Origin of the sequence: Lysinibacillus sp. C5.1 (assembly GCF_016350185.1) — a bacterium.
GTDB lineage: Bacteria > Bacillota > Bacilli > Bacillales_A > Planococcaceae > Lysinibacillus > Lysinibacillus sphaericus.
The window spans coordinates 717,578-735,228 of the sequence record NZ_CP066226.1 but is presented as its reverse complement, the minus strand read 5'-3'; the positions used below and the strand labels follow the sequence as shown (position 1 = coordinate 735,228).

The window sequence follows — 17,651 nt, the reverse complement described above, 5'->3', positions numbered from 1 at the left end:
ATTGCAAATAATACCCTGTAGCTCAACTCATCAAAATCCCAGTTTGATTATCCACAGCTATACATTAGCTCCATGAAGGGATTTAAACAAACGGTTGATTATACATATAGGTATATACTCGCTTCCATATCGCACTAGCGCAATCCATTTGATAAAAACGATGGCCTAACAAGTTTCCATAGTTTTCAACAGCTTGCACGCCCATTTCAGTTGGCTCCACATTAAGAAGCTTTAGAAACAGTCGAATATCTTCTTGCCTTAACTCATACGGTAGCAATTGTAATTCCCTGCAATAATTTAATAAAATTGCTTGCCATTCAATTGAGAACATCGGAATAGCCCTTGCATTTTTAACAGGTATACCAATGTATTGAGGCAGTGCATTCAACGAAAAATTTTGTTCATAGCAACTCCGTAGAAAACGATCTTGAACTCCCTGTCGACTTCGCAATAATTTTTGCATTACATACCGTTGACACAATCTTATATATATCTCCTTGTATATAGTAAATGATTCATGTGTAATCGGCTTAGGCTCATAGAATGGGAATTGCTGTTTGTTGAGTGGAATCGAGAGTACTTTCGCTATAAAAGTATGCCCGTGAACATAAAGTAGATTCGTCCAATAATTAAATTTTGCTGCTCTCGCATCATATGTAACTAAATACGGCACATTGTTGAATGAATAAGCAATTGCATTTTGATGGATAGGGGAAATTCTAATTTTTTGAATTGCATTTGTAGTATATTTTTTCTGTGGTGTTTGAAAAAGCCATAATGCTTGAATGTTATGCTTTTCATAACCTGCTGTACGTCGTTGCCAGTTTTCTTTTGTTATCGCACTACATTGATATTCAATGGCAATCTGCTGATGCTCACCTTGCAGTAGTAAATCGGGCCTTTGCGATAGTGTCCTTAAAAATGGCTCCAGCTTTACTCTATGCCCACGTGCCTGCAACCATTCAAATAATTGAATTTTCCCTTGTAAATGGAGCTCTGATTCCCCTTCCGCAAATCGATGATGACAATTGTTAGTAATATGTGCAAAATGCGGGATATTCAGCTTACCAATTTTTAATTGTACAGGCTGTTGACACTGTGGACAAAAAAATTGTAATTGCTGGCGAAATTGTCGTAAAGCTTGTCTTGAATGTTGATAGGAAATAAATAATTGCTGTTTGTCTGTATAGGCAATAAGCATGTTATCCTTCTCCTTTTTGCCTCATTGTAGTAAAAGTTTTTCTATACGCCAACTAATGATGTGCTTTTCTTTGAAATTTGAGTTATCTTTAGCTCCTTTATCTGAAAACGTAAAAAAAGACTGTAGTCCTACTCATTTTGAGTGTGTCTACAGTCTGAAAGCCTCTGATAATCAGAAGCATGAAGATGTTAACTAAAATATTTTCGTACAGTTTCAAAGCAATCGTATTCCATAATTTTTTCGCCATATTCCTCAAGGCGATGAATTGTGAAATTAGAAGGGCTTAAAAACTCTTTAATAATCGCGTTTTTATCATGACGATTTAAATCATCGTCTGCATTCGCAAAGTCTACTACAAGATAGTAACTACCTTCATATTTGAATAATGAGGAATCCACTAAGTCATCTGTCATCCGTTTTGCAACGGGGATTAACTCATCAATATCTTTAAATTTATAAACATAAATGTCTGTATCCATAAATAACTCTGATTCATCCATGTCACCAAATTGAGTTAATTGACTAAGTAGATCCTCTCCAACTTCGTCAAATGGGGCAAACATACTTTTTTGTTCATCAAAATGTGAATGACCATCTAATGTTTCACCGTCTTTTAAAATATGTGCACGTGTGACAATGATTTCTAAGCCTACTTCTGACGCATTGATATGAATCCAAATCGGACCTTCTACATCAAAATAATCTTCAGTGTTCACTTCATCAATCATATCCCAAAAAAGTTGTTCACCCTTTGCTCGGTTGTACCAAATTTCTTCACGACTATAGCCGCGATCCTCTATATCATTGTACGTAATAAAGAGCTTGAGTGTATTCTCATTTACACGTTCGATGTCCACTAGACCTCATCTCCCTTCACTGTCATTTGTCGAAAAACAGTATTATTTCATTAGTATGCTTTGATTCATTGTTTTTAACCTTCATACTCCTTTGTTTTTCAACCTTTGACCACACCACAGAAAATCATCGAGCAACCGTAATCGTAATTTTTTTGGTCACAGTTGTCTCTAATTCTATTGTATGCTGTTCTTTCATAAAATGAAAAGGATATACACCGTTTCAAAGAAGATATTTGAATAATTGAAATTGTAGTAAACTATTTGTATTAAATCAAGTTTAACATACTTTTACGGAAATATATGACTTTTACCTATTAAATATTAGTTTTGAATGAAGGTTTTTACATAAGTAAAACATAAAAAAATAGATGTCACAACATGCTTTTGCATTTGTAACACCTACTACATCATTCTATGCAGTCTAAGTGGGTTTTAGTTCACCATACGCTGTGCTTCTTGTAATTGATAAGCTCTAACCTTACGCGGTAAAAATCGTCGAATTTCATCTTCGTTATAGCCTACTTGCAGTCTTTTCTCATCTAAAATTATTGGTCGGCGTAATAATCCAGGATATTCTTGAATTAATTCATATAAGCGTTGTAAAGGTAAGCTCTCAACATCTACATTCAATTTTTGGAATATCTTAGAACGAGTAGAAATAATTTCGTCTGTTCCATCCTCCGTCATTCGTAAAATCTCTTTGATTTCACTAATGCTTAACGGTTCAGAAAAAATATTACGTTCTGTATAAGGAATTTCATGCTCCTCTAACCATGCTTTTGCTTTACGACAAGACGTACAACTTGGTGATGTAAATAAAGTAACTATCATACTGACACATCCTTTCTATTTGTATTCGTTATCTATAAACCAATTTCTTAAATTAGAATTAATGTAATGTAAATCTACAGTTCCATTATACAGCACTCTGCTGTATTTGAATATAGTTCCAAGGAAAAAAAGAATACAGGATATATGACTTTGTTACAAAATATTCTGTCTATTAATACTACCTTAATGTATTCAATTAAGTATTCACTTTCTTGGTATGTCCAATGAACTAATAATAATATTCCCAGTAACAAGTCATTTTAAACATGAATTTCTCGAAACTAGTTGTTCTCAATTAAAAAACACAAACGAGAATAATGTCATGTAGACGTGTACAATTAAGACGTACTTTAGATAATATTGGTTTCCTTTTTTTACAACAAAAAAAATTCAGTCATAAGACTGAATTTACAGGCTTGCATTTAACTAAGTCTTTATACTATAATTTTGTGCAACAAGAGAAGCGCATTTGCGCCAGTCTGGATGGTCAACAGTTTTTTGATTGTTGTTCTCGAAAAGACACTCTCTACACATTAAATAGTGTAGTTAAAAACGCTGACGAAGAGTAGTACATTTGCAATATACATGTATAGAGAGTCTGTGGTTGCTGGAAACAGACCATGTATGCATTTGGAATGGACTTCCGAGTTAGCTTTGTGAACGTTCAAGTCTTCACTTGACCCCATTAGCAAAGCTCGTCCCTTCACGTTACGAAGCAAAGTGGCCTTTTAAGGCAAGCAGGGTGGTACCGCGGATTCGAACATCATTCGTCCCTTCATTAGTTTATTCTAATGAGGACGCATGATGTTTTTTTATTTTTCGAACCCCGAGGAGGAACTAATTATGACAACTATTTTTTCAGGCGTACAGCCAACAGGTATTGTAACATTAGGCAATTATCTTGGTGCATTCAAGCAATTCCCAGCACTACAGCATGAAGGGAATGCTATTTACTGTATCGTTGACCAACATGCCATTACTGTTGCGCAAGATCCAAAAGAGTTACGTCAAAACATCCGTAATTTAGCGGCTACTTATATTGCGACTGGAATTGACCCTCAAAAGTCAACGTTATTCATTCAATCTGAAGTACCAGCTCATGCACAAGCGGGATGGATGCTACAATGTGTCGCGTCTATTGGTGAACTAGAGCGTATGACACAGTTTAAAGATAAATCACATGGTAAAGAAACTGTTTCAGCAGCTCTTTTAACCTATCCACCATTAATGGCGGCTGATATTTTATTATATAACACGAATATTGTTCCTGTAGGGGATGATCAAAAACAGCATATTGAGCTAACACGTGACCTTGCAGAGCGCTTTAACAAACGTTATGGTGAAGTGTTAACGATTCCTGAAATCCAATTACCAAAAGCTGGAGCTCGTATTAAATCATTACAAGAACCTACAAAAAAAATGAGCAAATCTGATCCAAATACAAAAGCAACGATTAAACTTTTAGATACAGCAAAAGATATCGAGAAAAAAATCAAATCTGCTGTCACTGACTCTGATGGTATTGTGGCATTTGATGTTGAAAATAAACCAGGTGTTTCAAACTTACTAACGATTGAATCCGCTATTTCAGGTGTAGCAATTGAAGATTTGGTGAAAAAGTATGAAGGCATCGGATACGGTGGCTTCAAACAAGGTGTCGCTTCAGCAGTAATCGACCACCTAACACCAATTCAAGAAAGATTTTATAACCTTGTAGAGTCATCTGAACTGGACATTATTTTGGATGAAGGTGCAGAAAAAGCAAATGCTATTGCAAGCGCAACTTTAAAGCATATGGAACAAGCAATGGGCTTAGGCCGCACAAACCGCTAAGAAAGGAATTAACATATGCTCTGTGAACATTGTCATCAAACAATCAAAACCCTTCTATTAGAAGGTGACTTTGGTGCAGATCCATTATGGTGTGGCCATTGTCACGCCAATTTAGAATTAGAGCAACTGCCTTTAGACGAGTCCCTATTAACGGAGCTGACAACATGGATGTGTAACTTCGGCGAATGGATTGACCTTGAAACAGATTCATTTATTGATGGTATGGATACTTTAGCGAAAAGCCATGATGTACAAGGTGAAGACTTGGCCAAAAAAGTAGCAGAAGCATTCGCCATGCCTGTGATATTCAAGCCTTATCTTTAAGATTCGCTGTTTTATCGAAACCAAAGTCGAGCACAACACTACAAAGAACAATACAAGCTCCAATGGCGATATAAAACTCAGTTGTGTGCATGATAAATTTTAAGACTACTGACCAAGAATAACCAAGTGTCCGATAGTTCAAATATAAAATTAAATTGCCAATAGAAAGTATCATTAAGCCATAGCTCATTAAAAATATAAAAAGACGAAACAAATAAACGGCATCCTTTCTATTTCTTCTTACTTTCTTTTCTATTCGCTAACTTTTAAAAAAAGACGTCAGCCTTGTAAATTAGGCTGACGTTTTTTCATTATTCCTCTATTTTTTTGAATAATAGACTTGCGTTATGACCACCAAAACCAAGAGAATTACTCATTGCATATTCAATGTTCGCCTTACGCGCTTCATTTGGTACATAATCTAAATCGCACTCAGGGTCTGGCTCTGTTAGGTTAATTGTTGGAGGTAAAATGCCCTCTTTCAATGCTAGTGCTGTAAAAATCGCTTCAACACCACCAGCAGCACCTAATAAGTGACCTGTCATCGATTTAGTAGAACTCATTGCTAATTTATAAGCATGTTCACCAAAGGCAGTTTTTACAGCTTGTGTTTCAAATAAATCGTTGTACGGTGTACTTGTTCCGTGTGCATTAATGTAGCCTACTTGTGAAGGGTCTACGCCACCATCTTGTAATGCTTGCGTCATTGCACGTGCAGCACCTTCACCTTCTGGAGCTGGTGCAGTAATATGATGCGCATCGCCAGTTGAACCGTAGCCAAGAACTTCAGCATAAATTTTTGCGCCACGCGCTTTTGCATGTTCATATTCTTCTAAAATAACAATTCCGGCACCTTCACCAATAATAAAGCCGTCACGGTTTTTATCAAATGGTCGAGAAGCTGTTTGAGGATCCGTATTTAAAGATAATGCTGTATTTGCACAGAAGCCTGCCACTGCCATCGTCACGATTGGTGATTCGGCTCCACCAGAAATCATCACATCTGCATCTCCACGCTCAATTACTTTAAATGCATCACCGATTGAGTTCGTACCTGATGCACAAGCTGTTACTGAACAAGAGTTGATTCCTTTCGCACCAAAGTGAATAGACACTTGACCTGAAGCCATATCTGGAATCATCATTGGAATAAAGAATGGACTAACACGACGTGCGCCACGCTCTTGGAATGTTAGAAATTGTTGTTCATATGTTTCCATACCACCGATACCAGAGCCAATCCATACACCTGCACGCGGTGCTAACTCTTCATCAATTGTAAGCTGTGCATCTTCCATCGCCATAATTGACGCAGCTAGTGCATAGTGCGTGAAACGATCCATTTTACGAGCTTCTTTACGTTCAATATACTTTTCAATATCAAAGTCTTTTACTTCAGCCGCGATTTTTGCAGCGAATAGGTCTTTATTTAAGCGTGTTAATTCACCAACGCCTGATTTACCAGCTTTAATGTTTGCCCATGTTTCTTCGATGCTATTACCTAGTGGTGTTACTGCGCCAATTCCTGTAATTACTACTCGTCGTTTACTCATTGTCTTACTCCTCTCAAGCAATTATCGTTTTTATTTTCCCCATCTTAATGCAACGGCACCCCATGTTAAGCCACCGCCAAAACCGACAAGTACTAATAGATCATCATCTTTTATCTTACCTGCTTCAAGCTCTTCTACTAAAGAAATACCAATAGAAGCAGCCGATGTATTGCCATATTTGTGAATCGTTTTTGACATTTTTTCCGCTGGTAATGCTAAACGTTCACGTGCCGATTCCATAATTCGAATATTCGCTTGATGCGGAATTAGAAAATCAACTTCTTCTTTTGTTAAACCTGCTTTATCTAATACATTTACTGCTGATTCACCCATTTGGCGTACAGCAAACTTAAATACTTCGCGACCGTTCATCGCAATTGTATCCTGTTGCGTTAAATATAGATGTTTGCCGCCTGTACCGTCTGCCCCAAGCTCAAATGATAAAATCCCTCTACCTTCTGATACTGGGCCAACAATGGCAGCACTAGCACCATCACCAAATAAAACAGCCGTATTACGATCTTCCCAATTAATTACTTTTGACAGCTTTTCAACACCTACTACTAAGACATATTTATAAGCATTTGATTCTACAAATTGTTTTGCTGTCACTAAGCTATATATAAATCCTGCACAAGCCGCTGCTTGGTCCATTGCTGCTGCATTTACCGCACCAATTTGCTCTTGAACCATACATGCTACACTAGGAAATGTTTGATCTTGCGTTACAGTTGCTACAAGTATTAATCCTATTTCTTCAGGCGTAATACCTGCTTTGGCTATAGCATCTTTCGCAGCAGCTACTGCTAAATCTGAAGTTTCTTGATTATCTGCAGCAAAATGACGTTCTTCAATTCCAGTACGAGTTCGAATCCATTCATCCGACGTATCCATAATTTTTTCTAAGTCAAAATTCGTCACGACCTTTTCAGGAACGTATCTGCCTAAACCTATAATACCTGCGTTCATATAGCAACCCCTCTGCTTTCTTACTATCAATTATTAGTAACTGGTCATAATTATAACTCATAATTAAGGAATGGTGCAAGATGATTTAAAATTAGTATAGCAAATGCTTGTACTTCACATAGCTTTCGATAGTTCAATTCACGTTTTCGTTGGTGACACTTCTGTTCTGTACAGCAGGGACTTTGTGAATCGCTGATAAAACTGTGCAAATCGCTACGAACACTTTGCGTTGCACCACTAAAACCATGCAAATCGCCGCAAACACTTTGCGTTGCGCCACTCTACTACTTTGTTGTGACAAAATTGCCATAAATCACAAAACACAATACATCACTTTTTGATAAAAGGTTCTTTTTTTTTCGACTTATGTTATGATATGATAATGTATATGTAATAAAATAGTTCGGTTGAGGTGAAATTAATGCAATATATCGTAACGTTCATATGGTCATTCTTACTAGTTTCCATGTTAAACTACGTAGTAAGTGCTGTAATCGGAGTACCATTTGATTTCCAAACTGGTGCGATTCTTTCAGTTGTATTCTCTGTACTAATTTTTGTTATTGGCGCAATCATTCCAAACGAGCCAACTCCAGAAGCTGCAGACCATCATTAATCAAATTATAAAAAACCTGTCTCGCCTAGTGCGAGACAGGTTTTTTTCTATTTATTATTTTTCCACTACACACTGACCATCACACATTTTAATATGCAAAGTTTCTCCAGGCAGTACTTCACCACGTAATAACTCCTTTGCAACCGCTGTTTCAATATAACGTTGCACAAATCGTTTTAACGGACGAGCCCCAAACTGTGGATCTGCACCTTGCTCGACAACCCAATCTATGACGTCTTGTGCGACATCTAACGTAATTTCCTGTTCAGCTACACGTTTTACAAGCTGCTCAACATATTTCCAAGCAATCGCTGTAAAATGTTCTTCTGATAACGCATGGAACAGAATAATATCATCCATTCGGTTTAATAACTCTGGTTTAAAGTGTTGACGTAGTGCTGCCATCACTAAATCTTCTACTGCCGGATCATCTTTTTGTGCCTCCATTAAATAGCTAGAACCAATATTAGATGTTAAAATTACAACGGTATTTGTAAAGTTAACCATTCGTCCTTGACTATCTGTAATGCGACCATCATCTAAAATTTGCAATAATATGTTCGCTACATCTGGATGCGCCTTTTCAATTTCATCGAGTAAAACGACAGAATATGGATTACGGCGAACAGCTTCTGTTAATTGACCGCCTTCTTCATAGCCAATATAACCTGGAGGTGCACCTACGAGACGTGATACACTATGTTTCTCCATATATTCACTCATATCAATACGAATAAAATGCTCCTCTGAATCAAATAGCTGTGCAGCAAGTGCTTTAGCTAGCTCTGTTTTACCAACACCCGTTGGCCCTAGGAATAAGAAGCTACCAATTGGACGATGTGGGTCTTTAATGCCTGCTCTTGCACGCCAAACCGCTTCTGTAACAAGTTGAACAGCATTGTCTTGCCCTACCACCCGTTCATGTAACGTATCTTTTAAACGCAATAATTTCTCACGTTCCCCTTCAACTAACTTTGTAACAGGGATACCTGTCCAACGAGATACAATAGAAGCAATCTCTTCCGAAGTCACTTCTTCACGTAAAATACGTGTCTCACTACCGTTTTCTAATTGCTTTTCCATTTCTTGAATTTCTTTTTCAAGTGCAGGAATTTTCCCATGTCGTAATTCCGCTGCTTTATTTAAATCATATTTACTTTCCGCTTCGTCTAAATCACGACGGTACTTATCTAGTGACTCACGTTTTTTCTGGATACCTTGCAGTGTTTCTTTCTCTGCTTCCCATTGTTGACGCATGCCTTCTGATGAACTTTTAAGCTTTGTTAACTCTTCTTGTAATTGTTCAAGACGTTTTTTACTCGCCTCGTCCTTTTCCTTACGCAATGCTTGTTCTTCAATTTCTAACTGCATAATACGACGAGTCACCGCATCTAGCTCTTGTGGCATCGAATCAATTTCTGTTCGAATCATTGCACATGCCTCATCGATTAAATCTATCGCTTTATCCGGTAAAAAACGTTCCGTAATATAGCGATTTGAAAGCTCAGCAGCAGCTACAATTGCTCGGTCATGAATGCGCACTGCATGATGTAGTTCAAAACGTTCCTTTAAACCACGTAAAATCGAAACGGTATCTTCAATAGATGGTTCACGTACAAGCACTTGTTGGAAGCGACGTTCTAAAGCAGGATCTTTTTCAATATACATACGATATTCGTCTAATGTAGTCGCTCCTATGCAATGAAGTTCACCACGTGCAAGCATAGGCTTTAACATATTTCCTGCATCCATTGCACCATCAGTTTTACCCGCACCAACAATTGTATGAATTTCATCAATAAATAAAATAATGCGCCCTTCAGATTCTTTCACTTCTTTTAGTACACCTTTTAATCGTTCTTCAAATTGCCCACGATAACTTGCACCTGCTATTAATGCGCTCATATCCAGCTCATAAAGCACGCACTCTTTTAAGCCTTCTGGCACATCTCCTTTAACAATACGTTGTGCCAAGCCTTCTACGATGGCTGTTTTACCAACCCCAGGTTCACCAATTAACACAGGGTTATTTTTTGTTTTACGTGTTAAAATTCGAATGACATTACGAATTTCTTCATCACGCCCAATGACGGGATCCATTTTGCCGTTTTTTACTTCTTCGACTAAGTTACGACCAAATTGCTCTAATGGTTTTTTATCATCTGTTTGTTGAAATTGCATAATAGCACTCCTCTTCCCTTTTCATATTTTTATCCTAATTTTGTTTTATGAAAGTTTGACCTTTTTTGACTAACTTTATTTTACAACAATCGACAAAGCCAAGCAAAAAAAAAGCTCAAAAATTTTACACTGGCCAATGGGAAATTACGCTATAATAGTGGTATGTTTCGTTGTTTTAGTATATTGAAATGATTATCATCATCCTTTTGTAATACAGGTAATTTTTATTACAAAAAGAAAGAGATGTGTTTGATATATGGTACTAAAGGATAGTACACAAGAGAAAATAAAGGCTCTTTTTCAAAATAATGGCGTTTTCATCAAAGTGAATAAGGATAGTAAAATTTTCTTAGAAGGAGAACGTGCTAAAGAAATATATTATATTAAAACAGGCGCTATTTCGATTAGTCAGGAAACCGAGAGCGGCAAAGAATTAACCGTTCGAATTTGCGGTCCTGATAGTATAATTGGCGAGGGTTCATTATTTTGTAACCTCACGTATTTTTCGATGACGGCAAAAGTTTTAGAATCTTCCACGTTATATGTTTTAAGTCGTAAATCATTAGAGCACCTATTAGTTGAGCAACCGCAATTAATGGTAGAGTATATGAAGTGGTTGCAAACAGAAAATTTAAAATACCAAAGTCGTCTACGCGATTTAGTATTAAACGGTAAAAAAGGTGCTTTATTTTCAACGCTTATTCGCCTTTCGAATACGTACGGTAAGCCATTAGAAGATGGGTCAATTTTTATTGATTTTCCATTAACAAACTCTGAGATTGCGAACTTGTGTGCAACAAGTAGAGAAATGATTAACCGTATGTTGAACGATTTAAAAAAGCATCATATTCTATCCTTCGAAAAAGGCTATATTACGATTATAGATTTGCAATATTTAAAAGATGAAATTGCTTGTGAAAATTGTCCATTGCAAATTTGCCGTATTGATTGATTTAACAATTAGCCTTTTATGGCATCTTGGTTTTTTCTTCATATATTCACAAGGGGCTTGAACTAATTCCCTTCAGAATGCCCGTGTATATCCGACATTCCACCTGTTAACAAAAAATGAAGGAAGCTAAATATAAAATCCCCGCTTACAGTTATGTGCAAGCAGGGATTTTTTATTCACTAGAAGAAACCACTAACGAACGCCTAACGCCATTTTCGCATAGCGAGACATCTTATCTTTTGACCAAGGTGGATTCCATACAATATTGACATTTGTACTTTTCACTTCTGGTAGTTCACTTAAAGCTGTATTCACTTGATCAACAATCACTGGTCCCATTGGGCATCCCATTGAAGTCAGTGTCATTGTAACGGTCGCTAAACCTTCGTCATCTAACTCTACATCATATACTAAACCTAAGTTGACGATATCAATACCAAGCTCAGGGTCAATTACATTTTCTAATGCACTTAGCATGCTGTCTTTCATATCTTGATCCATTTGTATTTCTCCTTCCAACATAGTGTTAACTTAATCATAGCAGATGCTTCTTATTATGCCAAATGCTGTGCAAGCCATTCCGTTGCTGCTAGCATACCATCACGTGTCACGGCATGACCAGCATGTTTATCTGCAATAAATTTTAAATTGCTCGGATTTTCTTCATAGTATGCACGTAATGTACAATAAAAATCATACGTATCCTGAAATGGTACGGTTTTATCTTGCTCACCATGCCAAAAAAACACAGGTCGTCCAGCAAACTGTTCCGGCGTTAAACTAATATCATACGTTGCGAGAAGTGCGTTTGTTTTTTGTACTTCTTGTTCTGACATCGGCCACTTTACACCACTTTTAGCCAATTGCTGTAATTGATAGGCTCCTAATTTAATAAAAGTTGGACTACCCATACATATTGCCACAGTTTGTATCCAATCATAAAGCTTTAAACAGCCAGATGTAACGATGGCTCCCATTGAAGTACCGGCTACACCAATTTTATCGCTAGCTACAAGTTGCTTATTCTTTAATTCTTTATATAATTGTTTTACTTCATGAATAGAATTTAAGACAATGTCCCAAAAATGTAAATTCATTTGAGTCTCTGTTAATCCTTCACTACGTGCACCATGGAATTTTGCATCTGGTAGTAGGACACGCACCCCTTTATTTACCAACTGGTAAGCATAATGTAAATTATGTTCTTTTGCACTCATAAAGCCATGTAAGAAAATAACTACTGGGGTTTTTTCATTCATATTGTCTGTATATATATGTAACAAAGGAATCTGTCCCCATATTTCAGTCTTTACAAACATTCTTGTCACTCCCAACTTTTGTCTGACATTTTTATGTTAGCAAACTTTTTTCAATGTGACAAAATTTTGACGAACGGATAACAAAGCGATACTATTCAAACATATAGGAAAGGGGCAACAAGCTATGAAACAGCATTTAATCGTTTTAGATTTAGACGGTACGTTATTAACGGACCAACAACAAATTTCTTCAAAAACTAAAAAAACATTATTGCAGGCTAAGGAACAAGGGCATCAAGTTATGATTGCCACAGGTCGTCCATATCGTGCAAGTGACATCTACTATCATGAGCTTGGTTTAACAACACCGATTGTTAATTTTAATGGAGCCTATGTCCACCACCCTAAAAATGCTGCTTGGCAAACCATGCATACACCGATTGATTTAAGCGTTGTAAAAGAAGTGGTTGGTTCGGTCAATCACTATGAGTATGAAAATATAATTGCTGAAGTGAAGGACGACATCTATGTGCACACGGAGGATGATCGGATTTTAAATATTTTTAACATGGGCAATCCCAAAATTACATTGGGTGATATTTCGACAAATCTATTAGTCAATCCAACGAGTCTACTAATTCAAGCAAACGAAGTAAATTCTATGATTATTCGCGACCATTTACAAGCTGTCCATGCTGAAGTGATTGAACATCGTCGTTGGGGTGCTCCACTTCACATTATTGAAATTGTTCGCCGTGGCTTAAATAAAGCAGTGGGTATTTCACATGTAGCGAAAGATTTAGGTATTCCACGTGAACGTATTATCGCTTTTGGCGATGAGGACAATGATCTAGAAATGATTGATTATGCAGGTATTGGAGTCGCTATGGGGAATGGAATCCCTAGCTTAAAAAACATTGCCAACGAAATTACAACAACAAATAATGAAGATGGCATTGCTAAAATACTTATTGAACGCTTAAAATTATCATAGTTAAAGTATCATTTCCAGTTATTCAAACTTTATTCTGTAGAAGCTTTTCATCTCTAATGCTTGTAAAATTTGATTTTTATTTGTACACTTGAATGCTTATACGTCTAGTAAATAAAGTTATAGCTTTTGGCAAGCTTCTAGATTTAGAAAAGCGAATCTAATGCTATTATTGTAAATCATGACGAAATAGAATAATACCAGCATGTCTAGTAAATACAGTTTTTTAGGAGGTCAAGATGATGAAAATTTTTACTGATAGTGGCTGTGATTTACCAAAGTCATACTACGAAGAGAATGATGTCATTCTACTTCCGCTACGTGTACAAGTAAATAACCATGAATATGATGATGTCTTGTCGATTGATTCGAAAGAAGTTTATGATGCTATTCGCCAAGGGGCTCATCCAAAAACATCGCAAGTTTCACCAGAGCTCTTTCTGCAACAGTTCGAAAGCTTAGCAAAAAGCGGAGAGCCAGGTATCTACATCGCCTTTTCATCTGAATTATCAGGTACGTATAGTACAGCTGTAATGATCCGCAACCAAGTTCTTGAACAATATCCAACATTAAAGCTCGCAATAGTCGATTCGAAATGTGCCTCATTAGGCTATGGCTTAGTCGTTGATGAAGCCGTGCAACTTCGAAAAGCAGGTACTTCGCTTGATGAAATCGAAACAAAAATACAATTACTCGCTTCACAGATGGAGCATCTGTTTACAGTGGAAGATTTAGATTACCTTGCAAAAGGAGGTCGTGTTTCGAAAGCGAGTGCCTTCCTTGGCGGACTCCTTAGCATAAAGCCTATTTTGAACGTAGAGGACGGTAAACTCGTACCAATTGAAAAATCACGTGGTCGTAAAAAAGCCATTGCGCGTATGTTGGATTTAATGCAAGAGCGTGGTGGCAATTTTGCTGATAAAATTGTCGGAATTAGCCATAGTGATGACTTGGCCTTTGCTAACGAAGTAAAAGCATCCATACAAGAAAGATTTGCACCAAAAGCAGTCCAAATGACAATGATTGGCTCTGTTATCGGCTCCCATGTTGGGCCTGGTACAATTGCAATTTTCTTTACGAATAAAAGTTATCAGGCGTAGTGTGAAGCTGGTAGAAGTCTACTTAGACAAATCGCCATTGCAGGCAACTACGCGCACAGCAAAAAAGTGTTAGATTGATTGCAGGGACTGACCCCGATATATAAGACACTAAACAAAAAAGCATTACCCAACCCGTTGTCGATATTGAACCGGCGACTGGTTGTTTAGTTTCGTTTGAATTCGGTTATTGTTATAATAGTTTATATAGTCTTTGACAGTTTGTTCTACGATGGCCGTCGTAGTACTGTTCAAATTGTCTAAGTAGAATGTTTCAGACTTTAACACAGAATGAAACGATTCGATTGGGGCATTATCAGCGGGCGTACCTTTACGGGACATGCTCATGGTAATGCCTTTTGCTTTTACGGCCTGTTGATAATCATACGATGTGTATACCGCCCCTTGGTCACTGTGCAACGTACACCCTTCGGGCAAATGATGAAGTTGAGCTAATGTATCCAGCACAAAATCAGTATCTTGGCAGTCTCCAATCGAATAGGCAATAATTTCACCATTATATAAATCTTGAATACTTGAAAGATACAACTGTTTTTGACCAAATGGCAAGTAGGTAATATCAGTTACGAGCTTCTGTAACGGTGCGGTGGCTTCAAAATCGCGATTTAATAAATTTGCTGCGATTGCATAAGGTTGTCCTGTTCGTTTCCGTTTTTTCACTTTCACGCGACATTGCCAACCATATTTTTGCATGATACGTTGAACCACTTTATGATTGACGCACATTTCTTGACGTAAAAGTGCTGTAATTTTTCTGTAGCCATAGCGAAATTTATTTGCTCGACAGAGTTCACCGATACGTCTCTCTATTGCTTGACGAGACCTTGCATCGGTTGATGCCTGTTTCCAACGATAGTAGGTAGATCGTGCAATCCCAAAGTGTTTACAAATGTCCTTTACAGACATCATGCTTCTTAGTGACGCAACTAACTGTACAGCTACTTCTCCAACCACTTCCTCTCCAACTCTGCGTACTTTTTTAGCACCTCAATTTGTTGCTTTAAATAACGGTTTTCCAATGCTAATTTCGTTTGTTCATTGTCCGGTTCAGGACCCTTATTAAATATATATTGTTTGCCTACAGGTTGTTTCAAACGATTGACTTCACCATTTCTATACCAACGCACCCATGTTTCGACCTGTGTTTTATGACGTATATTTAATTCCAATAGAATCTGTTTGACAGGTACACCCGCTAATCGCATCTTAATCGCTTTCATTTTTAATTCATAGGGATAACTCACTCTTGTTCCCATAGAAAAAACACCTCCAAATTGAAATTTAAGTATCTATACCCGAATTTCAATCGAAGATGCTTTTTTTATTTGTCTATACCTAATGGGGTCAGTTCCTGCAATCAATCTAACACTTTTTCAATTAGTTATTTTCACTGGCAGCGTCTTGTTGTTGACGACGTTTTTTTCCACGTTTAATAATAATAATAACGAAGCCAATAAATACAACATAGACCAATCCAAGCGCAACCATGTAAGGAACATTTAGCCCCTCATCGTCCTTCACTTGATAAATTTCTACGATTTCACGGTCTAGTATTACTGGATAAACATTTTTTTCATTAATTCGCACCTTTTCTTCTTGTAAAATACCGTTTAGCATTTTACCCTCACCAATTTGATCTGGTGTTAAATCGACACGTTGTGTTTTTCCTGTATTGTTCACCATAATAATCCATTGCTCTTCATCGGATTTTCTCGTAAACACAAGTAAACCATTGTCATTTGTAATAACTTCGAAATCACCTTTTCGTAATGTCGCTGATTGGTTACGTAATGACTGTACGTTTTTAATATAGTCAATTAACTCTTCATCTGTTTTGAAATTGTATAATTGATGCGTGTCAGGTTTCTCTTCCCCATTCATGGCAATTTCGGTACCATACTGAACAACCGGAATACCAGGCAGCATAAATAACGCACCCATCGCCATTTTCAATCGTGTTGGTGGGAACATATTTTCAGAAGCAGAATCAAATGTAAAGCGATATGTTTGTAATGAATCAATCATAATTTGCGTTGGCTTTTCACTAGCAAAAGGCTCCATTAGCTTTGAAGAGTCCTGATCTACATTTTTGAAAATATTACGGTAAATCTCTGCTGTAGCTGGTGAGAAGGATGCATCAAAATTCGCATCACTTTCTTCATTCGAAATCACATATAACGATTTGTTGGTACTTTTTAACGCCTTAATCATGTCATTAATAAATGCTGTGTCAGCATCCGCAATATTCGTTAAACGTAAGCCACCCACATCATATGTAGAAACAAATTCTGTTGCTGATTCGATTAAAGCAGCTTGAACATCTTTATTCGTTAAATCCCATTGAATGTGCCCATTATTTGTTGAGGCAATCCAGTTTTGCTTTGTTGCATCTTTTGCCCACTCATGATTAGGACTTACATTATTTAAAGGAAAGTCCACCATCATTGACATATTTTTTTCTTTATAGGCCTTCACCACACTTTGGAATTCTTCTGCTGTTCCAAAATGCTCTTCGATTGTACTATAGCTCGTTGGCATAGAACCATCGTATACTTCTGTGTCAAAAATTGTCCCAATGGATACGATTGTATAGCCCATTTCGCCAATAAATTTTAGTTTATCTAGTAGACCGGTGAAGTCGCCACCTGCAAATTTCGTTGGGTCTTGCGTATTTGTATCATAATCGTTAGTGCCTGAGCCATTAAAGAAACGGTCAACGAGTAAATCAAAAATGCTTTCTTCAGCAATCGTTCTTTTTTGTACTTCATCCGCGTGTGCAGGTGTTGTGCCTATTAATGAAGTTGCCAGTAAAAGCGATGCAGCTGTCGCGCTTATCCACTTCTTAAATTTCACTTTTATTCCCTCTCTTTCAAACCAATCCAACGTCATTTTACCAAATAAAACAGTAACGTTGCTATCATTTCAAAATATTTTACCGAAATGCAAAATGAATTACGACAAAAAGG

General features: G+C 37.1%; 17 protein-coding genes and 1 other annotated feature. Of the genes, 6 read left to right on the top strand and 11 right to left on the bottom strand.

All coding sequences use genetic code 11. The features are described from left to right. Positions 1–82: 82 nt before the first annotated feature. From I5435_RS03295 to spxA, 3 genes are all read right to left on the bottom strand, one after another. Positions 83–1,201 (bottom strand): competence protein CoiA, encoded by a 1,119-nt coding sequence (locus tag I5435_RS03295; RefSeq protein WP_337983254.1) that lies wholly within the window; start codon positions 1,199–1,201, stop codon positions 83–85. A gap of 188 nt (positions 1,202–1,389) precedes the next feature. Next, a complete protein-coding gene (mecA, locus tag I5435_RS03290; protein WP_024362528.1) occupies positions 1,390–2,058 on the bottom strand; it encodes an adaptor protein MecA in 669 nt (222 codons plus the stop codon). A 432-nt stretch (positions 2,059–2,490) separates the two neighbouring features. Further along, the gene (gene spxA, locus I5435_RS03285; RefSeq protein ID WP_024362527.1) at positions 2,491–2,886 is read right to left on the bottom strand and encodes a transcriptional regulator SpxA; all 396 of its coding nucleotides are present in this window, start codon (positions 2,884–2,886) and stop codon (positions 2,491–2,493) included. A 549-nt stretch (positions 2,887–3,435) separates the two neighbouring features. Beyond that, positions 3,436–3,667, top strand: a binding site (T-box leader). Between the two features lie 65 nt (positions 3,668–3,732). Here spxA and trpS point away from each other — a divergent pair. Next, positions 3,733–4,722, top strand: coding sequence for a tryptophan--tRNA ligase (gene trpS / locus I5435_RS03280; RefSeq protein WP_337983253.1), 990 nt, complete (start codon positions 3,733–3,735; stop codon positions 4,720–4,722). Positions 4,723–4,737: 15 nt separating this feature from the next. Continuing rightward, a complete protein-coding gene (locus I5435_RS03275; protein ID WP_024362525.1) occupies positions 4,738–5,046 on the top strand; it encodes a hypothetical protein in 309 nt (102 codons plus the stop codon). Here I5435_RS03275 and I5435_RS03270 read toward each other — a convergent pair. The 3 genes from I5435_RS03270 to I5435_RS03260 all read right to left on the bottom strand — a co-directional run bounded on the left by I5435_RS03270 (position 5,030) and on the right by I5435_RS03260 (position 7,568). After that, positions 5,030–5,260, bottom strand: coding sequence for a YuzI family membrane protein (locus I5435_RS03270; protein ID WP_024362524.1), 231 nt, complete (start codon positions 5,258–5,260; stop codon positions 5,030–5,032). The genes I5435_RS03275 and I5435_RS03270 overlap by 17 nt on opposite strands. 97 nt (positions 5,261–5,357) lie before the next feature. Then, complete coding sequence (gene fabF / locus I5435_RS03265; RefSeq protein ID WP_024362523.1) at positions 5,358–6,599, bottom strand: beta-ketoacyl-ACP synthase II; 1,242 nt, start codon at positions 6,597–6,599, stop codon at positions 5,358–5,360. Between the two features lie 30 nt (positions 6,600–6,629). Beyond that, a complete protein-coding gene (locus I5435_RS03260; RefSeq protein ID WP_024362522.1) occupies positions 6,630–7,568 on the bottom strand; it encodes a beta-ketoacyl-ACP synthase III in 939 nt (312 codons plus the stop codon). A 421-nt stretch (positions 7,569–7,989) separates the two neighbouring features. Between I5435_RS03260 and I5435_RS03255 the strand changes: the two genes are divergently transcribed. Beyond that, a complete protein-coding gene (locus I5435_RS03255; protein ID WP_024362521.1) occupies positions 7,990–8,184 on the top strand; it encodes a YjzD family protein in 195 nt (64 codons plus the stop codon). 54 nt (positions 8,185–8,238) lie between these two features. Here I5435_RS03255 and I5435_RS03250 read toward each other — a convergent pair whose 3' ends face one another. Continuing rightward, positions 8,239–10,365 (bottom strand): ATP-dependent Clp protease ATP-binding subunit, encoded by a 2,127-nt coding sequence (locus I5435_RS03250; protein WP_080653320.1) that lies wholly within the window; start codon positions 10,363–10,365, stop codon positions 8,239–8,241. Between the two features lie 256 nt (positions 10,366–10,621). Here I5435_RS03250 and I5435_RS03245 point away from each other — a divergent pair, with 256 nt between their 5' ends. After that, complete coding sequence (locus I5435_RS03245) at positions 10,622–11,317, top strand: Crp/Fnr family transcriptional regulator (RefSeq protein WP_024362520.1); 696 nt, start codon at positions 10,622–10,624, stop codon at positions 11,315–11,317. A gap of 192 nt (positions 11,318–11,509) precedes the next feature. On the opposite strand, the gene I5435_RS03240 is transcribed toward I5435_RS03245, so the two are convergent. Both I5435_RS03240 and I5435_RS03235 read right to left on the bottom strand, forming a co-directional pair. Next, positions 11,510–11,818, bottom strand: a complete 309-nt coding sequence (locus tag I5435_RS03240) for a metal-sulfur cluster assembly factor (RefSeq protein ID WP_024362519.1) — start codon at positions 11,816–11,818, stop codon at positions 11,510–11,512. A 53-nt stretch (positions 11,819–11,871) separates the two neighbouring features. Continuing rightward, positions 11,872–12,636, bottom strand: coding sequence for a serine aminopeptidase domain-containing protein (locus tag I5435_RS03235; protein ID WP_337983252.1), 765 nt, complete (start codon positions 12,634–12,636; stop codon positions 11,872–11,874). A 124-nt stretch (positions 12,637–12,760) separates the two neighbouring features. Between I5435_RS03235 and I5435_RS03230 the strand changes: the two genes are divergently transcribed. Together I5435_RS03230 and I5435_RS03225 are read left to right on the top strand one after the other, a co-directional pair. Then, positions 12,761–13,570 carry a Cof-type HAD-IIB family hydrolase gene (locus tag I5435_RS03230; RefSeq protein WP_024362517.1) on the top strand — a complete coding sequence of 270 codons (810 nt, stop codon included), beginning with the start codon at positions 12,761–12,763 and terminating at the stop codon, positions 13,568–13,570. A gap of 239 nt (positions 13,571–13,809) precedes the next feature. Further along, on the top strand, positions 13,810–14,667 hold the full coding sequence (locus tag I5435_RS03225) for a DegV family protein (RefSeq protein ID WP_337983251.1): 858 nt from the start codon (positions 13,810–13,812) through the stop codon (positions 14,665–14,667). 123 nt (positions 14,668–14,790) lie between these two features. Here the strand turns inward: I5435_RS03225 and I5435_RS03220 are convergent. Next, positions 14,791–15,941 (bottom strand): IS3 family transposase gene (locus I5435_RS03220; RefSeq protein WP_337982768.1). Its coding sequence is split into 2 segments (ribosomal slippage): positions 14,791–15,668 and positions 15,668–15,941, totalling 1,152 coding nucleotides; the frame shifts between segments, so codons are not numbered across the junction. Between the two features lie 121 nt (positions 15,942–16,062). Next, entirely contained in the window at positions 16,063–17,538 is a 1,476-nt protein-coding gene (locus tag I5435_RS03215) for an alpha-amylase family glycosyl hydrolase (RefSeq protein WP_337983250.1), read from the bottom strand. Positions 17,539–17,651 lie beyond the last annotated feature (113 nt).